Raw genomic sequence first — 16,313 nt, 5'->3', positions numbered from 1 at the left:
TCGGATCTGAAGGCTCGCCTTGTATCTGTTTGAAAGCCTCAATCAGCTGATTGAAAAATACTTGCCTGAGGAGCAGATAAAGCGCCTCAAGCAAGCTTATCTTGTCGCACGTGATGCTCACGAGGGACAGACACGCTCCAGCGGTGAACCCTATATTACTCACCCTGTCGCCGTTGCCTGCATCCTGGCAGAGATGAAGCTCGACCATGAAACGCTCATGGCTGCGCTGCTGCACGATGTTATCGAAGACACCCCCGCTACCTATCAGGATATGGAACAGCTTTTCGGCAAAAGCGTTGCTGAGCTGGTCGAAGGCGTATCCAAACTTGATAAGCTGAAATTCCGCGACAAGAAAGAAGCGCAGGCGGAGAACTTCCGCAAAATGATCATGGCGATGGTGCAGGATATCCGCGTCATTCTCATCAAGCTGGCTGACCGTACGCACAATATGCGCACGCTGGGTTCTTTACGTCCGGACAAACGCCGGCGTATCGCTTTGGAAACGCTGGAAATATACAGCCCTCTGGCGCACCGCCTGGGTATTCACCATTTGAAAACCGAGCTGGAGGAACTGGGCTTTGAAGCTCTGTATCCGAATCGCTATCGGGTGATCAAAGAAGTGGTGAAGGCCGCGCGCGGCAACCGTAAAGAGATGATTCAAAAGATCCTCTCCGAAATCGACGGTCGTCTGCAGGAAGCCGGTATTCCCTGCCGCGTAAGCGGTAGAGAAAAACACCTTTATTCCATCTATTGCAAAATGCACCTGAAAGAACAGCGCTTCCATTCCATTATGGATATCTACGCTTTTCGGGTGATCGTGCATGATATGGATACCTGCTATCGCGTTCTCGGCCAAATGCACAGCCTGTATAAGCCGCGCCCGGGGCGAGTCAAAGACTACATCGCGATTCCCAAAGCTAACGGCTATCAGTCGCTGCATACCTCGATGATCGGCCCACACGGTGTGCCGGTGGAAGTCCAGATCCGTACTGAAGATATGGATCAGATGGCAGAGATGGGGGTGGCAGCGCACTGGGCTTATAAAGAACAGGGTGAAAGCAGCACAACCGCACAAATTCGCGCCCAGCGCTGGCTGCAAAGTCTGCTGGAACTGCAACAAAGTGCCGGAAGCTCCTTTGAGTTTATTGAGAGCGTTAAATCCGACCTGTTCCCGGATGAAATTTACGTATTCACCCCGGAAGGGCGTATTGTTGAACTCCCCGCCGGAGCAACACCGGTCGATTTCGCCTATGCGGTGCATACCGATATCGGCCATGCCTGCGTCGGTGCTCGTGTCGATCGCCAGCCTTACCCACTGTCGCAATCGCTGACCAGCGGACAGACGGTAGAGATTATTACCGCGCCAGGTGCTCGCCCGAATGCGGCGTGGCTGAACTTTGTCGTCAGCTCAAAAGCGCGCGCCAAAATTCGTCAGCTGCTGAAAAACCTGAAGCGCGATGATTCCGTCAGCCTGGGCCGACGTCTGCTTAACCATGCTCTTGGCGGCAGCCGCAAGCTGGCCGAAATACCTGAAGCCAATGTCCAGCACGAGCTTGAGCGTATGAAGCTCGCCACGCTTGACGATCTGCTGGCGGAAATCGGCCTCGGTAACGCAATGAGCGTGGTCGTAGCGAAAAATCTGCAGCACAGCGACGCTGTTCCGGCTGAAACGCCAGCGTCCTCACCTTCGCGCAGCAAGCTGCCGATTAAAGGTGCTGACGGCGTACTGATTACCTTCGCCAAATGCTGCCGTCCGATTCCTGGTGACCCAATCGTCGCCCACGTTAGCCCGGGTAAAGGATTAGTGGTACACCATGAATCCTGCCGAAATATCCGCGGTTATCAGAAAGAGCCTGAGAAATTCATGGCTGTTGAGTGGGACAAGGTTACCGAGCAGGAATTTGTTGCCGAAATCAAAGTGGATATGTTTAACCACCAAGGTGCACTGGCCAATCTGACTGCGGCAATTAACACCGCGGGCTCTAATATTCAGAGTCTGAATACCGAAGAAAAAGATGGCCGCGTATACAGCGCCTTTATCCGTTTGACGGCACGCGATCGTGTTCATCTGGCTAACATTATGCGTAAAATCCGCGTAATGCCGGATGTCATCAAGGTGCATCGTAACCGCAACTGAGGACAGGAGCGCCGATCCGCTCCTGTCGCCTTTCACCCGATCGTCGATTTATCGTACCGCGACGGAATTACTATTTTCAGGGAGTTATTCTTCGCATGAATGCACAACGTTATGCCCGTATCCGTGAGATGCTCGCCGCGCGCCAGCACGATCTGACGGTCTGTATGGAGCAGGTGCACAAACCCCATAACGTTTCCGCGATGATCCGTACTGCCGATGCCGTTGGCGTGCATGAAGTGCATGCCGTCTGGCCCGGTAGCCGCATGCGCACCATGGTGTCATCCGCCGCCGGTAGCAACAGTTGGGTGCAGGTAAAAACTCACCGAACCATTTCTGAAGCCGTGCAGCATCTCAAAAGCCAGGATATGCAAATTCTGGCCACCAATCTGTCGGATAAAGCCGTCGATTTTCGCGAAATTGACTATACCCGCCCTACCTGTATTTTGATGGGCCAGGAAAAAACCGGTATCACCCGGGAAGCACTGGAGCTTGCCGACCAGGATATTATCATCCCCATGATTGGTATGGTGCAGTCACTGAACGTCTCCGTAGCATCGGCACTGATCCTGTATGAAGCCCAGCGCCAGCGCCAGAATGCCGGTATGTACCAGCGTAAAGAAAGTACGCTGGCTTACGCCGAGCAGCAGCGACTGCTGTTTGAAGGCGGCTACCCTGTCCTGGCTCGCGTTGCGAAACAGAAAGGTTTGCCCTATCCGGTGATCAATGACCGTGGTGAAGTGGAAGCGGACCCGGAATGGTGGGCAACTATGCAGTCAAAGGCGACGAAATAATGCAGGGCCGCCTGCTGGATGCCATTCCGCTGAACACGCTCACCGGCGTGGGCGCCAGTCAGGCAGCAAAGCTGGCAAAAATTGGCCTGCTTACCGTACAGGATCTGCTGCTGCATCTCCCGATGCGTTATGAAGACCGTACCCAACTCTATACGATTAACGATCTGCTACCGGGCATCTTTGCCACCGTCGAAGGCGACGTGCTGCACTGCGACATCAGCTTTGGTCGCCGCCGCATGCTGACCTGCCAGATTAGCGATGGCACCGGCGTGCTGACGCTGCGCTTCTTCAACTTTAATGCCGGGATGAAAAACAGCCTTGCCGTCGGGCGACGCGTTACCGCCTATGGTGAAATCAAACGTGGTCAGCGCGGGGCAGAAATCATTCATCCTGAATATAAGATTCAGGGAGAACAAGGCGTCACCGGTCTACAGGAAACGCTGACCCCGGTCTACTCCACCACCGAGGGGATCCGCCAGGCCACGCTGCGCAATCTGACCGACCAGGCGCTTGCCCTGCTGGACACCTGCGCTATTGCCGAATTACTGCCTCCCGAGCTAAGCCAGGGACTGATTGGACTGCCGGAAGCGCTACGCACGCTGCATCGTCCTCCACCGGATATCGCCCTGAGCGATCTCGACAGCGGCACACATCCCGCTCAGCGCCGGTTAATTATGGAAGAACTGCTGGCTCACAATCTCAGCATGCTGGCAGTCCGCGCCGGGGCTCAGCGCTATCACGCACTTGCCATGACGCCCCGCCACTCGCTGAGCGATAAATTACTGGCTGCACTTCCGTTCCGTCCTACCGGTGCTCAACAACGCGTTGGCCGTGAAATAGAAACTGACCTCGCAAAAGATTACCCAATGATGCGCCTCGTACAGGGCGACGTTGGTTCCGGTAAAACGCTGGTAGCCGCGCTGGCTGCACTTAATGTGATTGCCTGGGGCAAACAGGTGGCACTGATGGCCCCTACAGAGCTGCTGGCTGAACAGCACGCAAATAACTTCCGCCAGTGGTTTGCTCCATTAGGAATTGAAGTGGGTTGGCTGGCAGGAAAACAGAAAGGGAAGGCTCGCCTTGCCCAGCAGGAAGCGATTGCCAGCGGGCAGGTATCAATGATTGTCGGTACTCACGCCATATTTCAGGAACAGGTGCAGTTTAACGGGCTGGCGCTGGTCATTATCGATGAACAGCATCGGTTTGGCGTTCACCAACGCCTGGCTCTGTGGGAAAAAGGCGAAGAGCAGGGATTCCATCCACACCAGCTGATCATGACCGCCACGCCCATTCCGCGGACCCTGGCGATGACCGCCTATGCCGATCTCGATACCTCCACCATCGACGAACTGCCGCCGGGCCGGACACCCGTGACTACCGTAGCAATCCCGGATACGCGCCGTGCGGATATCATCGCCCGCGTTAAAAGTGCCTGTAGCACGGAAGGCCGTCAGGCGTACTGGGTGTGTACGCTGATTGAAGAGTCGGAACTGCTGGAAGCGCAGGCGGCTGAAGCCACCTGGGAAGAGCTAAAACTGGCACTGCCCGACTTGCAGGTTGGTCTGGTGCACGGTCGCATGAAGCCGGCGGAAAAACTGGCGGTGATGCAGGCATTTAAGGCCGGTGAAATCCAGCTGTTGATTGCCACCACCGTGATTGAAGTTGGAGTTGATGTTCCCAATGCCAGTCTGATGATTATTGAAAATCCGGAACGGCTGGGCCTGGCACAACTCCATCAGCTGCGCGGGCGCGTCGGGCGTGGCGCTGTCGCCTCTCATTGCGTACTGCTGTATAAGGCCCCGCTTAGCAAAACGGCGCAAAAACGGTTGCAGGTTCTGCGCGACAGCAATGACGGTTTTGTTATTGCCCAGTGCGATCTCGAAATACGCGGCCCTGGTGAACTGCTGGGTACGCGCCAGACCGGTAATGCCGAGTTTAAGGTGGCCGATCTCCTGCGCGATGGTGCGATGATCCCGGAAGTTCAGCGCGTGGCTCGCCATATCCACCAGTACTATCCCCAGCAGGCGCAGGCCTTAATTGAGCGCTGGCTTCCTGAAACCGAGCGCTACACCAACGCCTGAAGTGCGTACCCTTATTCGCCGACTTCCGCGTCAACTTTCATCATCAGCAAACGTTTGCTTTTAAACGGCAGAAGATTAAAATCGCCACTTTATTACCGCTGGAACCCCGAACATGTCCGTTGATGCCCATGATGCCGCTGCCCGCCAACCTTCTCCGGTGAGCAAAAGTGAGTTGATTTATCGTCTTGAAGACCGCCCACCGCTCCCTCAGACCCTGTTTGCCGCGTGTCAGCACCTGCTGGCGATGTTTGTCGCGGTTATTACACCGGCATTGCTAATTTGCCAGGCTCTCGGCTTACCAGCCCAGGACACGCAGCACATCATCAGCATGTCCCTGTTTACTTCCGGTGTGGCATCTATTCTGCAGATCAAAACCTGGGGACCGGTAGGCTCCGGGCTGCTTTCTATCCAGGGCACCAGTTTTAACTTTGTCTCTCCGCTGATCATGGGCGGGCTGGCGCTGAAAAACGGTGGTGCTGACGTCCCGACCATGATGGCCGCACTGTTTGGCACATTGATGCTCGCTTCCTGTACCGAAATGGCCCTGTCCCGCGTTCTGCACCTGGCGCGTCGCGTCATTACCCCGCTGGTTTCCGGGATTGTGGTGATGATCATCGGTCTGTCGCTGATTCAGGTTGGCCTGACCTCTATCGGTGGCGGCTATGCGGCAATGAATGATCACACCTTCGGCGCACCAAAAAATCTGCTGCTGGCCGGAGCCGTTCTGGCGGTGATTATTCTGTTGAACCGTCAGCGTAATCCCTATCTGCGCGTAGCCTCACTGGTGATAGCGATGGCAGTCGGTTATCTGCTGGCGTGGGCTCTGGGTATGCTGCCGGCAGACACAACGCCGACCAATACCTCTCTGGTGGCGATTCCGATGCCGTTCTATTACGGACTGGGTATCGACTGGAACCTGTTAATTCCGCTGATGTTGGTATTTATGGTGACCTCTCTGGAAACTATTGGCGACATTACCGCGACTTCTGACGTTTCAGAACAGCCGGTCAGTGGCCCGCTGTATATGAAGCGGCTCAAGGGCGGCGTGTTGGCTAACGGCCTTAACTCCTGCGTTTCCGCACTGTTTAATACCTTTCCAAACTCCTGCTTCGGACAGAATAATGGCGTGATCCAGCTGACCGGCGTTGCCAGCCGCTACGTAGGGTTTGTGGTGGCACTGATGCTGATTGTGCTGGGACTGTTCCCGGCGGTAAGTGGTTTCGTGCAGCATATTCCTGAACCGGTACTCGGCGGTGCAACGATTGTCATGTTTGGTACGATTGCCGCTTCCGGTGTGCGCATCGTGTCACGTGAGCCATTAAACCGCCGCGCAATTATGATTATTGCCCTGTCGCTGGCGGTTGGGCTGGGCGTATCACAGCAGCCACTGATCCTGCAGTTCGCGCCAGACTGGCTGAAAACGCTGCTCTCTTCCGGCATCGCGGCAGGCGGGATCACTGCTATTGTTCTGAATCTGGTGTTCCCTCAGGAAAAATAATTCCGCAGCGGTCATAGTCGTACGAATACAGGGCGGATAATTTCCGCCCTGCAAGTGCCTTCCCGGTTGAGAAACGGCGATAAATCAGGCATAACAAGCCATTACCGATTTTCCACGGGATGGTTGCAATGAAATTTCTCGGAAAAGTTTTGCTCACGCTGCTACTGGTGTTACTGCTGGTCATCGTTGCTCTTTATGTGCTGCTGCAAACCCAGTGGGGTGCAGGATGGATTAGCCGCCAGATTAGTGACGACAGCGCCTATCAGCTCTCTATGAGTAAAATAGAGCATGACTTTTCTAATCCCAGCCATCTCCTGCTTGATAACGTTGCCTTTGGCCGGGATGGTCAGCCCGCTACGCTGGTCGCTAAACGCGTCGACCTCGGTCTGAGCCTCAAGCAATTCAGCAATCCACTTCATTTCTCCAGCATCCGCCTGAATCAGGGAACGCTAAATCTGAATAACGGCAATCCGCCGGTTTCTTTACAGGCCGACCGACTCCAGCTTAGCCAGATGGCGCTTAATCGCTCCCGGGATAACTGGTCATTACAGGCTCAGCGGGTAGATGGCGGTATCATTCCCTGGCAGCCAGAAGCGACTGAACGTCCAGACTATCAGGCCAGCTTCCAGATTAGCGCCGGATCGCTGATGCTGAATGGCGTACCGGCGGCGAATGCACTCATTGAAGGCAATGTGAAAGGACGGGAATGGACGATTAGCAACCTTGGTGCAGATGTCGCTCGGGGATCGGCGACGGCAAATGCCCGCCGTGATGCGTCCGGCAACTGGCAGGTTTCCAGCCTGCGCCTGAACAGCATCCGCCTGCAAAGTGATAAAACGCTGAGTGATTTTTTACAGCCTCTGCTATCTCTTCCTGAGGTTCGGCTGGGCAGAGTGGATGTCACCGATGCACGCCTGGAAGGCCGCGACTGGGCGGTCACCGATCTGGATTTAGTGCTGAAAAATATCACGCTGAGCCACGGTGGCTGGCAGAGCGATGGCGGATCGCTGGCGATGAACGCCAGTAGTGTTGTCAACGGGAGCCTGCAGCTGGACGACCCAATTGCAAATCTGGACTTTTCTCCGCAGGGTATTGAGCTTTCGCAGTTCAGTTCCCGCTGGGTTAACGGCCTGATCCGTGCCCAGGGCAGCTGGAACCGCAGCGATAAAAAGCTGAGCCTGGATGAAGTGGTCATCGCGGGTCTGGAGTACACGCTCCCCTCAACCTGGCGTGAGCGCTGGATGCAAGCGCTACCGGGCTGGCTGGATAGCGTTGAAGTTAAGAAATTCAGTGCTAATCGCAATCTGATCATCGATATCGATCCGGCATTCCCTTTCCAGATGACGTCTTTGGAAGGTACCGGCAACAACCTGCTGCTGGCGCACAACCACCAGTGGGGGATCTGGGCGGGAAATCTGAGCCTGAATGCGGCTGAAGCCACCTTCAATCGCGTTGACTTGCGTCACCCTTCACTCACCCTGGCCGCAGATGGAAATAGCATTAATTTCACTGAGATGAGCGCTTTTAGTGGTGACGGCATGCTGGAAGGTAACGCCAAAATAAGCCAGCAGCCTGACAGAAACACATCCTTTACGCTGAATGGTCGCCAGGTCGCATTTAACCTGTTGCAGAACTGGGGATGGTCACCGCTTCCGCAGAGCAAAGGCAATCTACAATTAAGCGGTCAGGCCCTGCTGCAACAGGATAAACCGTTAAAGCCTACTGTTAACGCTACGCTTTCCACCACCTCTGCTGATAATTCCGTGCAGCAGCGGATGGTGAACGGTGAAGTGCGCAGCGGCAACTGATGGCTAATGCTCGCTGGCAAACCGCGGATCGTGAGGAAACAGCCAGCGAGCTTCCTTTTGCAACGCCAATCTGTGTTGTACGTCGTTAAGCTGCCGGGCAATATTTATCCTTGTATCATAAATATTCGCGTCGGGGTGTACTCCAGAATAGCGCCGCGCCCAGTGTTCAAAGTTTATCAGCCAGTAGCTGTCCCCCGACTGGTTGAAGCGCAGCAGGTTGCCAATATGCTGGTCAAAGTCATAACGATCGCTGAGCAATATTTTTCCGACAGGATGAGCTGTTGCTGACAGTGCGTCCTGCCGGCCACCGCGCTCAATTTCAGTCAGCTTACCCTGTAGCTGCATGGCTCCCGCCAACAGGATCAGAAATACCGCAGCAGCAGCCCCCGTAAATATCCGCCCGCTGCATATCAGGGACGGCCATACCCTGAAGTGACGGCAAGGAATATCAATACAGCGCAACACTATCAACAACAGTAGCCAGTGGGCAGCAGACTGATAGATGGGGTATTCAGTCATCATATGGAGCAGAACAGGAAACGCTACAGCCAGCAGGGGAAGTTTTTTCCTGCGGTAAGCCAGCCGAACAATGATGCCCCCGCCAATAATTATTGCCGCCATTGCCAGAAGAGCCAGGCTCCCACCTTCAACCATCCACAAGAGAATCTCGTTGTGAGGATGAGCGCTCGTGCCCTGAGCTGCAAAGGTCTCTTCCCCACCGAATCTGTGCAAGAAGTTATATTCGAAGCCGCCGACGCCCCAACCGAATAGCGGTTTTTCGATGAACATGCGCAGGCTATCGACGATGAATACCCAGCGAATATGGGTACTTTGTATATGGTTAATGTCAGGCGTCATCATCAGAAACTGCATCAGTTTACCGATCAGTATCCCTAAGACTAAAGCCGTAGCGATCCACAGTAGCCTTGCCGCCTGCCGGTAAAACCAGCAGCAGTAACATAGCAAAGCGATACCGGTTGCCAGGTAACCAATCTGAGACTGGCAGAGTTGAAGCACAAGACCAAAGAGTAAAAACAGGAAAAAACAGGCTGACCGATGGTAAAGAGCAAACTTACCCTGCGAAAGTAAAACCTGGTATGGGGAAGAAAAACTCAGAAAGAGCAGAGCCGATACGCCTGTCGCCACAAAACTTGCCAGTACATTAATTTGCTGAAAAATACCGTAAGGCCTTGCCGAACGAAGCGTTGAGAATTCCCACCACTGCGCCGCAGGTAAGTGGAAATACTGTACCAGGCATAATATACATTCAAGAACAACGCCGAGCAGTACAGCCGTCATCATCCACCAGGTGTCAGATGGGCGGCCCCTGAACTGTAGCAACGTAAGATAAAAGAATACGCTGCCCACCATTCCGATAGTAGTTAACGCAGCGTTCTCCCGCCAGACAGGTTTGGTACACAATGAGAGCAGAATTAAAATCAGAAAGCCACTCACAAACCAGACCGACGCAGCGCTAAATCTCAGCCGGATGCGACCTGAGGAAACCGGCCACACGGTAATAATGACCATAAACGCGCAGACCGTCATCCACGTAATGATATTGATGGGCAGCGCCAGGCCGCTCCCCCCCATATTCGGCTGATACCAGTGCAGTAATAAACCAAAAAAAAGAAACACCAGGCATAAGAGAGTATTTCTTAACGTACGCGATCGCCCCAGCGACATTCCTTTGTGCTCGGAAATCGGAATGGTATCAGACATATAACGAGGCCTTATCTGGTTACTGATAGCTCAGCGTGTATTGCGCAACGGAGGTAAATGGCCCAAAGGCAACGTTACCCGATTTTATTTCGTCGGTATCCGCTTCCACAAAAGCAAAAAAATCAAGGCTCATACTTCCCTGAGAGAGTGCAACCGCAGGGGATGCCTGTTTCAGCGTGACGGGGCTGCCGTCCTTTAACTGCAGCCCAACGCCAATGGCAGACATATCACCGGCACCTTCAGGCGTAATCATCAATCGGTTCGGTAACTTAGGGCTTTCATTACCTGAAAAAGAGATCGTCACCGATTCAAAAACAACAGCATTACAATTAAGCAGATGGATAGTAAAAGGGATCGGTTTTGTCGTTTTATCATTAACAAGATCCTTTAACGCAATCTGCTTAAAGTCGACAGGAACCTTTTCATCTCCGGGAGCAACATCGCAGGGTAACGCAACAACTCTACCGGTGAATCGAAGATCCCCACCGATTAATCCAGCCATTTTAGTCGTAGCCGCCATCGACTGGCTCATTGCAACGGCAGGCAGTAAAGGAAGCAGCCAACGGCATAGTTTCATCATGTCACTCGTCCCTACTGAAATTCTGCAACAACGCTGGCGGTAGACTCATAATCCCCTTCAGGAATCTGAGCGCCTTTATTTATAATGGGTGAAGCCGTCAGGTTCCAGTTACCCTTATTATTTTCAAAATTATCGATATCGTAAAAATGGTTCGGTAACACAGGGTTTCCTGACTTATCCCACAACCCCACACCCAGGTTACTGCGGTCGAGGCCGATCCCGGTCGTACCAAGATAGTCCGGGTTAAAACTTGCCAACCCTGAACCCGCAGGCTGAATACCCATTTTTATATTAAGAAATCCTGTATCAAAACTCCCGCCTTTACACTCAACACGAATGGGTACGGGCTTCCTGTATTTGGTATTATTAGCATCAACACCGGACCCGGGGATGTCATCAAAGGGAATAACTATAGCCTGCCCCTCATTAATAATGCATTTGTCCGGAACGGTAATAATTCCAGAGGTAATGGTAATCGTAGCCAAAGGATAACTAATCGATGGTGTAGCACCCAACCGACCATACAATTTAACTAGCTCAGTTCCTTCAAGATTCATGCCATTGATTAACGGTTTCTTAATGACGAACGTTATTCGGCCTTGAGAACCAGACATTGTATCTCTGATCACATGAGATGACGGTGGAACACAAGATTCAGGGACATTGTTAGCTCGCCCTGTAAAAGGCACTGGGAAAAAATCGCCCTGCGCCCCCATCCCGGTAATCATAAACACCTCGACCTTTACATCAATGTAATCATTTAACACCAAAAAGTTAGGGGTTGATGAATTAACCATTGTAGTAGTTGCCGTATAAAATCGCGATTGATTCGTTATTGGCCTGTTACAATGTATATCAACGGTATATCGCCCCCCCACATTCCAGTTCCGAAGGACTTGAGTACCCACTTTATTCGAACTTAAGTCCATTGAGGAAATTGGAACGTCATATTTAAAACCACCAACGATTTCCGGCGTAATGTCACCCTCATTATACGCCATTGATGAAAGTGGAAATAAAAGAGGGGTAATTAATAATCCGCACGTTGCTCCGAATCGGAGTGTGCTTTGCTTAGTACGCCGCTTGCCCATTACAAATACTCCATCATCAGACGAACCATTCCATAGTAGCTCCCGGCACCTACATATTTCTGCGTTGACTCTAAAGCAGCCATAAACGTCAACGTATTATCGCCGGGAAACAACAGATACGGATGCTGAGTCTGATTCAGGAAAAGTGGACTGCCTTTGCTGTCCATCAGACGGAGCCCAAGGCCTCGAACACCTCCCCGCACCATCAGCAGGTCGGGGTTAGCACCATCGGACTCACCGGCGAAGGTGAGAGAGATCACCCGCTCATCTGTCGTATAAGATCTGACATTTACCCCGGTCATTTTTCCGGGAATATCTTCATGAGACTCGTGCGCACCAGCTAGACAACCCTTCAGGTTGACGACAAAAATTACTCGTTTAGATCGACTTCCTTCCTGACGAAATGACCGGGCGCTAACCTCGCCCATATCGACATCCTGCTCCTGAGATTCGCTGGCCAGTATGCAGGGGGAAGTCAATACGGCACCATGAAAATGAACCACGCCATTCTGCCCTTCAACATCATACAAATCACGGTGAACGGGAGAAAGCACCGCACTGGCACAGCAGCTGAACATCAGTGTCGATAAAATTAGCGTTCGGGTAATCACAATTACATCCCTCTTTATATGCAGAAAAAACAGCTTTCCATGCTATTTTTTTACCTGATCGTCAGGAACAGAATGACAAATGGTGCCCTCACAGCGGTATCGAATTTCAGGGTGACCACCGTAGTCATTGACATACATCATCGAAAATTCATTTACGCTCGTATTGGTTACCGGCACATCGAGTGTCGACTTCGGTGGTATCATTATCCCAGGGAAGGTTGTCAGGCGTTCCCCTCCTTTTTCAGAAGCACCTTTTATTAAACCTATTACGGTTATAAAGTAAGGAGTCGGGTTATCCGCGACGAATTTACCCCCTTCTTTTTTAAACGCCAGTTTACTCTGCCAAACTTCATTTTTACTGCCCGGAATAATTCGTGTTGGCCGATAAAATAATTTTATTCTCGACTGCATAGATAACTGAAGCACGTTAGCTTTTTTAGGCTTAGGCGGTATTTCTCTGACATTTAAATAGAAGATACTCTCGCGATCCTGAGGGAGAGCTTCAATTCCGTTAGTTTTAGTCACTCTGATAACGCCTTTTTGCCCACCGTTAATCCTCTGTAATGCTGGTAACACCAGAAGGGGTGAGGTGATTTTATTTCCTTTTGCATCTTCAACCCATGACTGCGCAAGAAATGGTACATCCGGACTGGTATTTGACAGGTTTGCGCTGGCAGAGACACTGTTTCCGGTAAGGATCATTCTTGTACGATCGAGGGAAATACCAGCCTGAGCAGATCCCATGCTCACGACTAAAACAGCCGTTAATGTTGCTATATTTAAGGTAACAATATTTTTTCGCATAATAAAAATCCTGTTAAATCGTGCGTGTTTTCCCGTTACAATTCTATTGGCATGGTAATAAAATTTGTGCCTGCTTGTGCGTTAACTTTTCCGGGACCTGTATTGCGCATTGTTTCTTTCCTTCCCAGACGGCGGAAAGTTTTTCGCCCGGTTTAACGCCGGATAGATAAGCAATACCGCCATCCATAATCATCGCCACGCTGACCCCATCATCATTCACCACTTCAGCACCAAATGGCGGAGAGGTTCCATCCTGCAATCGCAGCTGCGACATCACTCTTTCTCCCTGAGACATGGCAAATTTCTCGTAGCCGATCGCTCCCTCGGTGAAGGTTGTGGTGGTAATGGCATGCGACACTTCCACATCTTCACCCAACGCATCAACATCGATACGCGTATCAAAGCTGTTATAGCTTGCGACATCGGGGACCACGCCAATTCCGAAGAAATTCGTTCTAGCCAGCTTGCCGTTAAGAGGCACGCCAGCTACGCCTCCGGTATCGACCATAATCCGTGCCGTATCCTGAGTGGCTGAGCTGTTATGTATTGCTGCGCCGTAACGCGTTGCCGTTATCCCACCGCGCACCGTGCCGCCCAGTGAAATATAGTTATCCTGCTGATAGCTGACGTTGGTATCAATCTGCGCCATCGCCGCACGGTGTTGGTAATAGCCATCGCCGGAAGCTTTACCGGCCTGATCGGCACCGGCACGGATTCGCCACAAATTGTTGTAATCACGATTGTCGCTGTAAGATGCCATTTGTGTATTTCTACGCCCCTGCATCTGCAGGTCATAACCCGCCCAGCGACTGTCGCCAATCGGCATGGAAATCGAGAAGGACAGGCTGTCATCATTACGCCCCTGATAGGTTGAACGATACAGCGCCAGGTTAGCCGTGATACCACTTACCCCGGCAATACTGAACGTCCGTGACGCGGATAAGCCATAGCGATCCTGACCTTTTGTATCCCAGTAATTCTGATGGGTATAGGTAACAAATAGCGTGGTCATCTTGTCCGGATCGTCGGCCCAGAATGTTTTATTACCGGTGATGGTGTACATCTCTTTATCACGACCCGTACTGTTATAATCGTTGTATCGATCATCCAGATACTGAGACTGGGTCCTGAATTTTTTCTGCGAGAAACGATAGCCCGCAAACGTGATTGCACTGTTAAATTCATCAAAAGTTTTTGCGTAGCTAAGCTTGAAGGACATTCCCTGCTGTGAACTTTCGCCCGGCAGTTTACTGATCGACTGCGTCACGTCAGCAGATATTGCGCCTAAAATATCCAGATCTCGCCCAACGCCCGTCGACCAGGCGTTATAGTTATTACCGGAAAGTAAAACTCCACCATAAATCGACCACGAGTTGCTTAAGCCCCATGAGAAATCACCGGTATAAAAAGCAGGCCCCTGGAATTTTTGGTTATACTGTGATGGACGACCAACAGAAGTGTTATAACGAATATATCCCGGCCGCGTAAGATACGGAATATTAGCAGTATTCACTTTAAAAGTGGTTATTGTACCGTCCTGTTCCTCAACTTTGACATCCAGCTCACCACGCACAGATGTATTCAGATCCTCGATATTAAATGGACCTGCCGGGACCGTTGTTTCATAAATAGTACGTCCGCTTTGGCTAACGGTTACTTTCGCGTTGCTTTTTGCAATACCGCGCACCTGCGGGGCATAACCCTGCAGGTTAGGGGGCAGCATACGCTCATCGCTGGCCAGATTAATACCGGTGAAACGTACGGTATCAAACACCTTGGAGTTTGAATAAATTTCACCAAGAATCACCTTCGCCGCCTGCATTGGCAGAGGACGATAAGCATATATCTGATTAAATTCGAAATTATGCTGGTGTTCGCTGCCGGAATAATCCCCCTGATACTGCGCACGCAGGCGCCAGGCCCCCATGTTCATACCCGTCTGACCATAGGCAGAAAAACTGGTACTGGAACCAGAACCATTCTTTATCTGACGGCTTGTTTGCCCGCTGATACTGTAATCCAGCAACAGACCGGGTACACCATTATCCCAGCGTTCGGGTGGTGTCCAGTCAGGATCGGAATATTTCATCCATGCCTGAGGGATAGAAACATCAATAGCACCGTCCTGGTTAGAGATGGTTGCACTGGGAATGGTGGTAATATCTAAACAGGTATCATCAATTCTACGCACCATTTTCAACGCTTTTTCCTTCAGCGCCAGCGCATTGACCATGTTAGGCGTTAAACACGCCAGCGTTTTATTTTTATCATCAGGAGAAATGATATAGGTGATTTTATCCTGCTTATAAAAACGCCCGTTAATCTTGATATCCAGTAAGTAGTTAGCGGGTGCCACGTAGTTTGTTTCTGCAAAGCGAGAAAGGTCGACATTACCACGATCGGCAGCATCCAGCGCATCAACGCTGAACTCGACGGAATCACCTGCGGCCCAGGAATAGTGTGCAATCAAGCACAATATCAGATTCGCTATGGATAATTTGTATCTGCTTTTAATAATAAATAACATTAAATTATCATCCCAACCCCCACATATCCAGAACGATAAAAGATATGCATGAGATTAATAAAGTAGCCTTCCTTGCCTCAATAGATTTATTACAGTCGAGACTTCTACAAATAATCCATAAAGAATCTAACAGTTGCGAAAAATTCACCTGATACTATGTTATTGCTTAAAGGAACTATTGTTGCTTTGAAATTAAGAACATTAACCCCTTCCTTTAAATAAAACTCTGTCGTTGGTTCACCTAATCTCAGCATTTTTCCATTACTGTCACTGAGGCGAATACCAAATCCTTTAGCATCACCAGTAATGCCAATCAGCTCGTCGTCTTCTCTGACTTTATCACTGTTAAAAATAATTTTTGCACTGCGATAGAAAACACCGGGGTAGGCTTGGCTTTGCAAAGAACATCCGGTCAAACGGATATGGAAGAAGTGAGTCAGATTATTACCTGTACGACTAATAATTTCTTGAGCGGTAACCTGGCCAAATTCAATCCATTGTTCACGATCCTGGTACTCGACCTCACAGGGTGCTTCAATAATTTCACCCTTCACCATTAGCTCACCGGGCGTACTATATTTGACATCAGTCGCCTGAGTAATACTGCCCATACTGCAAAACAAGCCGAAGCAAATCCATTTGCGCAAACTCATAGTTCCTCTA

The 16,313-nt window shown here is 51.1% G+C and carries 12 protein-coding genes; 5 read left to right on the top strand and 7 right to left on the bottom strand.

Annotated features, from left to right (window positions below; translation table 11 throughout):
• The first annotated feature begins 19 nt into the window (after nucleotides 1-19).
• The 5 genes from spoT (at nucleotide 20) to OMR58_RS21515 (ending at nucleotide 8,315) form a co-directional block, all read left to right on the top strand.
• On the top strand, nucleotides 20-2,137 hold the full coding sequence (spoT, locus tag OMR58_RS21535) for a bifunctional GTP diphosphokinase/guanosine-3',5'-bis pyrophosphate 3'-pyrophosphohydrolase (RefSeq protein ID WP_200562139.1): 2,118 nt from the start codon (nucleotides 20-22) through the stop codon (nucleotides 2,135-2,137).
• 95 nt (nucleotides 2,138-2,232) lie between these two features.
• Nucleotides 2,233-2,928, top strand: a complete 696-nt coding sequence (trmH, locus tag OMR58_RS21530; protein ID WP_264546886.1) for a tRNA (guanosine(18)-2'-O)-methyltransferase TrmH — start codon at nucleotides 2,233-2,235, stop codon at nucleotides 2,926-2,928.
• Entirely contained in the window at nucleotides 2,928-5,009 is a 2,082-nt protein-coding gene (recG, locus tag OMR58_RS21525; RefSeq protein WP_264546918.1) for an ATP-dependent DNA helicase RecG, read from the top strand. Before trmH ends, recG begins: the two co-directional genes overlap by 1 nt.
• 112 nt (nucleotides 5,010-5,121) lie before the next feature.
• Nucleotides 5,122-6,507: a nucleobase:cation symporter-2 family protein gene (locus tag OMR58_RS21520; protein WP_264546885.1), complete on the top strand. Its 1,386-nt coding sequence runs from the start codon at nucleotides 5,122-5,124 to the stop codon at nucleotides 6,505-6,507.
• Nucleotides 6,508-6,635: 128 nt separating this feature from the next.
• Nucleotides 6,636-8,315 (top strand): AsmA family protein, encoded by a 1,680-nt coding sequence (locus tag OMR58_RS21515; protein ID WP_200562143.1) that lies wholly within the window; start codon nucleotides 6,636-6,638, stop codon nucleotides 8,313-8,315.
• 3 nt (nucleotides 8,316-8,318) lie between these two features.
• Here OMR58_RS21515 and OMR58_RS21510 read toward each other — a convergent pair whose 3' ends face one another.
• The 7 genes from OMR58_RS21510 to OMR58_RS21480 all read right to left on the bottom strand — a co-directional run bounded on the left by OMR58_RS21510 (nucleotide 8,319) and on the right by OMR58_RS21480 (nucleotide 16,303).
• Nucleotides 8,319-10,037 carry a PglL family O-oligosaccharyltransferase gene (locus tag OMR58_RS21510; protein WP_264546884.1) on the bottom strand — a complete coding sequence of 573 codons (1,719 nt, stop codon included), beginning with the start codon at nucleotides 10,035-10,037 and terminating at the stop codon, nucleotides 8,319-8,321.
• Between the two features lie 19 nt (nucleotides 10,038-10,056).
• Nucleotides 10,057-10,617, bottom strand: a complete 561-nt coding sequence (locus tag OMR58_RS21505) for a fimbrial protein (RefSeq protein WP_200562147.1) — start codon at nucleotides 10,615-10,617, stop codon at nucleotides 10,057-10,059.
• Between the two features lie 11 nt (nucleotides 10,618-10,628).
• Complete coding sequence (locus OMR58_RS21500; protein ID WP_264546883.1) at nucleotides 10,629-11,708, bottom strand: fimbrial protein; 1,080 nt, start codon at nucleotides 11,706-11,708, stop codon at nucleotides 10,629-10,631.
• Nucleotides 11,708-12,319, bottom strand: coding sequence for a fimbrial protein (locus OMR58_RS21495; RefSeq protein WP_200562151.1), 612 nt, complete (start codon nucleotides 12,317-12,319; stop codon nucleotides 11,708-11,710). The genes OMR58_RS21500 and OMR58_RS21495 overlap by 1 nt, the downstream gene beginning before the upstream one ends.
• Before the next feature lie 42 nt (nucleotides 12,320-12,361).
• A complete protein-coding gene (locus OMR58_RS21490; RefSeq protein WP_444861335.1) occupies nucleotides 12,362-13,123 on the bottom strand; it encodes a fimbrial biogenesis chaperone in 762 nt (253 codons plus the stop codon).
• Between the two features lie 43 nt (nucleotides 13,124-13,166).
• Complete coding sequence (locus tag OMR58_RS21485) at nucleotides 13,167-15,650, bottom strand: fimbria/pilus outer membrane usher protein (protein ID WP_264546882.1); 2,484 nt, start codon at nucleotides 15,648-15,650, stop codon at nucleotides 13,167-13,169.
• A gap of 104 nt (nucleotides 15,651-15,754) precedes the next feature.
• Nucleotides 15,755-16,303 (bottom strand): fimbrial protein, encoded by a 549-nt coding sequence (locus tag OMR58_RS21480; protein ID WP_200562161.1) that lies wholly within the window; start codon nucleotides 16,301-16,303, stop codon nucleotides 15,755-15,757.
• Nucleotides 16,304-16,313: the final 10 nt, after the last annotated feature.

The sequence above is a fragment of the Erwinia sp. INIA01 genome, assembly GCF_025947915.1.
GTDB classification, from domain to species: domain Bacteria; phylum Pseudomonadota; class Gammaproteobacteria; order Enterobacterales; family Enterobacteriaceae; genus Erwinia; species Erwinia coffeiphila.
This window is presented reverse-complemented; position numbering and strand designations above follow the sequence as displayed.

What these genes read in the sequence shown, in the direction of transcription:
- trmH (WP_264546886.1), top strand. Translation starts at nt 2,233, where the DNA reads ATGAATGCACAACGTTATGCCCGTATCCGTGAGATGCTCGCCGCGCGC.
- recG (WP_264546918.1), top strand. Translation starts at nt 2,928, where the DNA reads ATGCAGGGCCGCCTGCTGGATGCCATTCCGCTGAACACGCTCACCGGC.
- OMR58_RS21520 (WP_264546885.1), top strand. Translation starts at nt 5,122, where the DNA reads ATGTCCGTTGATGCCCATGATGCCGCTGCCCGCCAACCTTCTCCGGTG.
- OMR58_RS21515 (WP_200562143.1), top strand. Translation starts at nt 6,636, where the DNA reads ATGAAATTTCTCGGAAAAGTTTTGCTCACGCTGCTACTGGTGTTACTG.
- OMR58_RS21510 (WP_264546884.1), bottom strand. Translation starts at nt 10,037, where the DNA reads ATGTCTGATACCATTCCGATTTCCGAGCACAAAGGAATGTCGCTGGGG.
- OMR58_RS21505 (WP_200562147.1), bottom strand. Translation starts at nt 10,617, where the DNA reads ATGATGAAACTATGCCGTTGGCTGCTTCCTTTACTGCCTGCCGTTGCA.
- OMR58_RS21500 (WP_264546883.1), bottom strand. Translation starts at nt 11,708, where the DNA reads ATGGGCAAGCGGCGTACTAAGCAAAGCACACTCCGATTCGGAGCAACG.
- OMR58_RS21490 (WP_444861335.1), bottom strand. Translation starts at nt 13,123, where the DNA reads ATGCGAAAAAATATTGTTACCTTAAATATAGCAACATTAACGGCTGTT.
- OMR58_RS21485 (WP_264546882.1), bottom strand. Translation starts at nt 15,650, where the DNA reads ATGTTATTTATTATTAAAAGCAGATACAAATTATCCATAGCGAATCTG.
- OMR58_RS21480 (WP_200562161.1), bottom strand. Translation starts at nt 16,303, where the DNA reads ATGAGTTTGCGCAAATGGATTTGCTTCGGCTTGTTTTGCAGTATGGGC.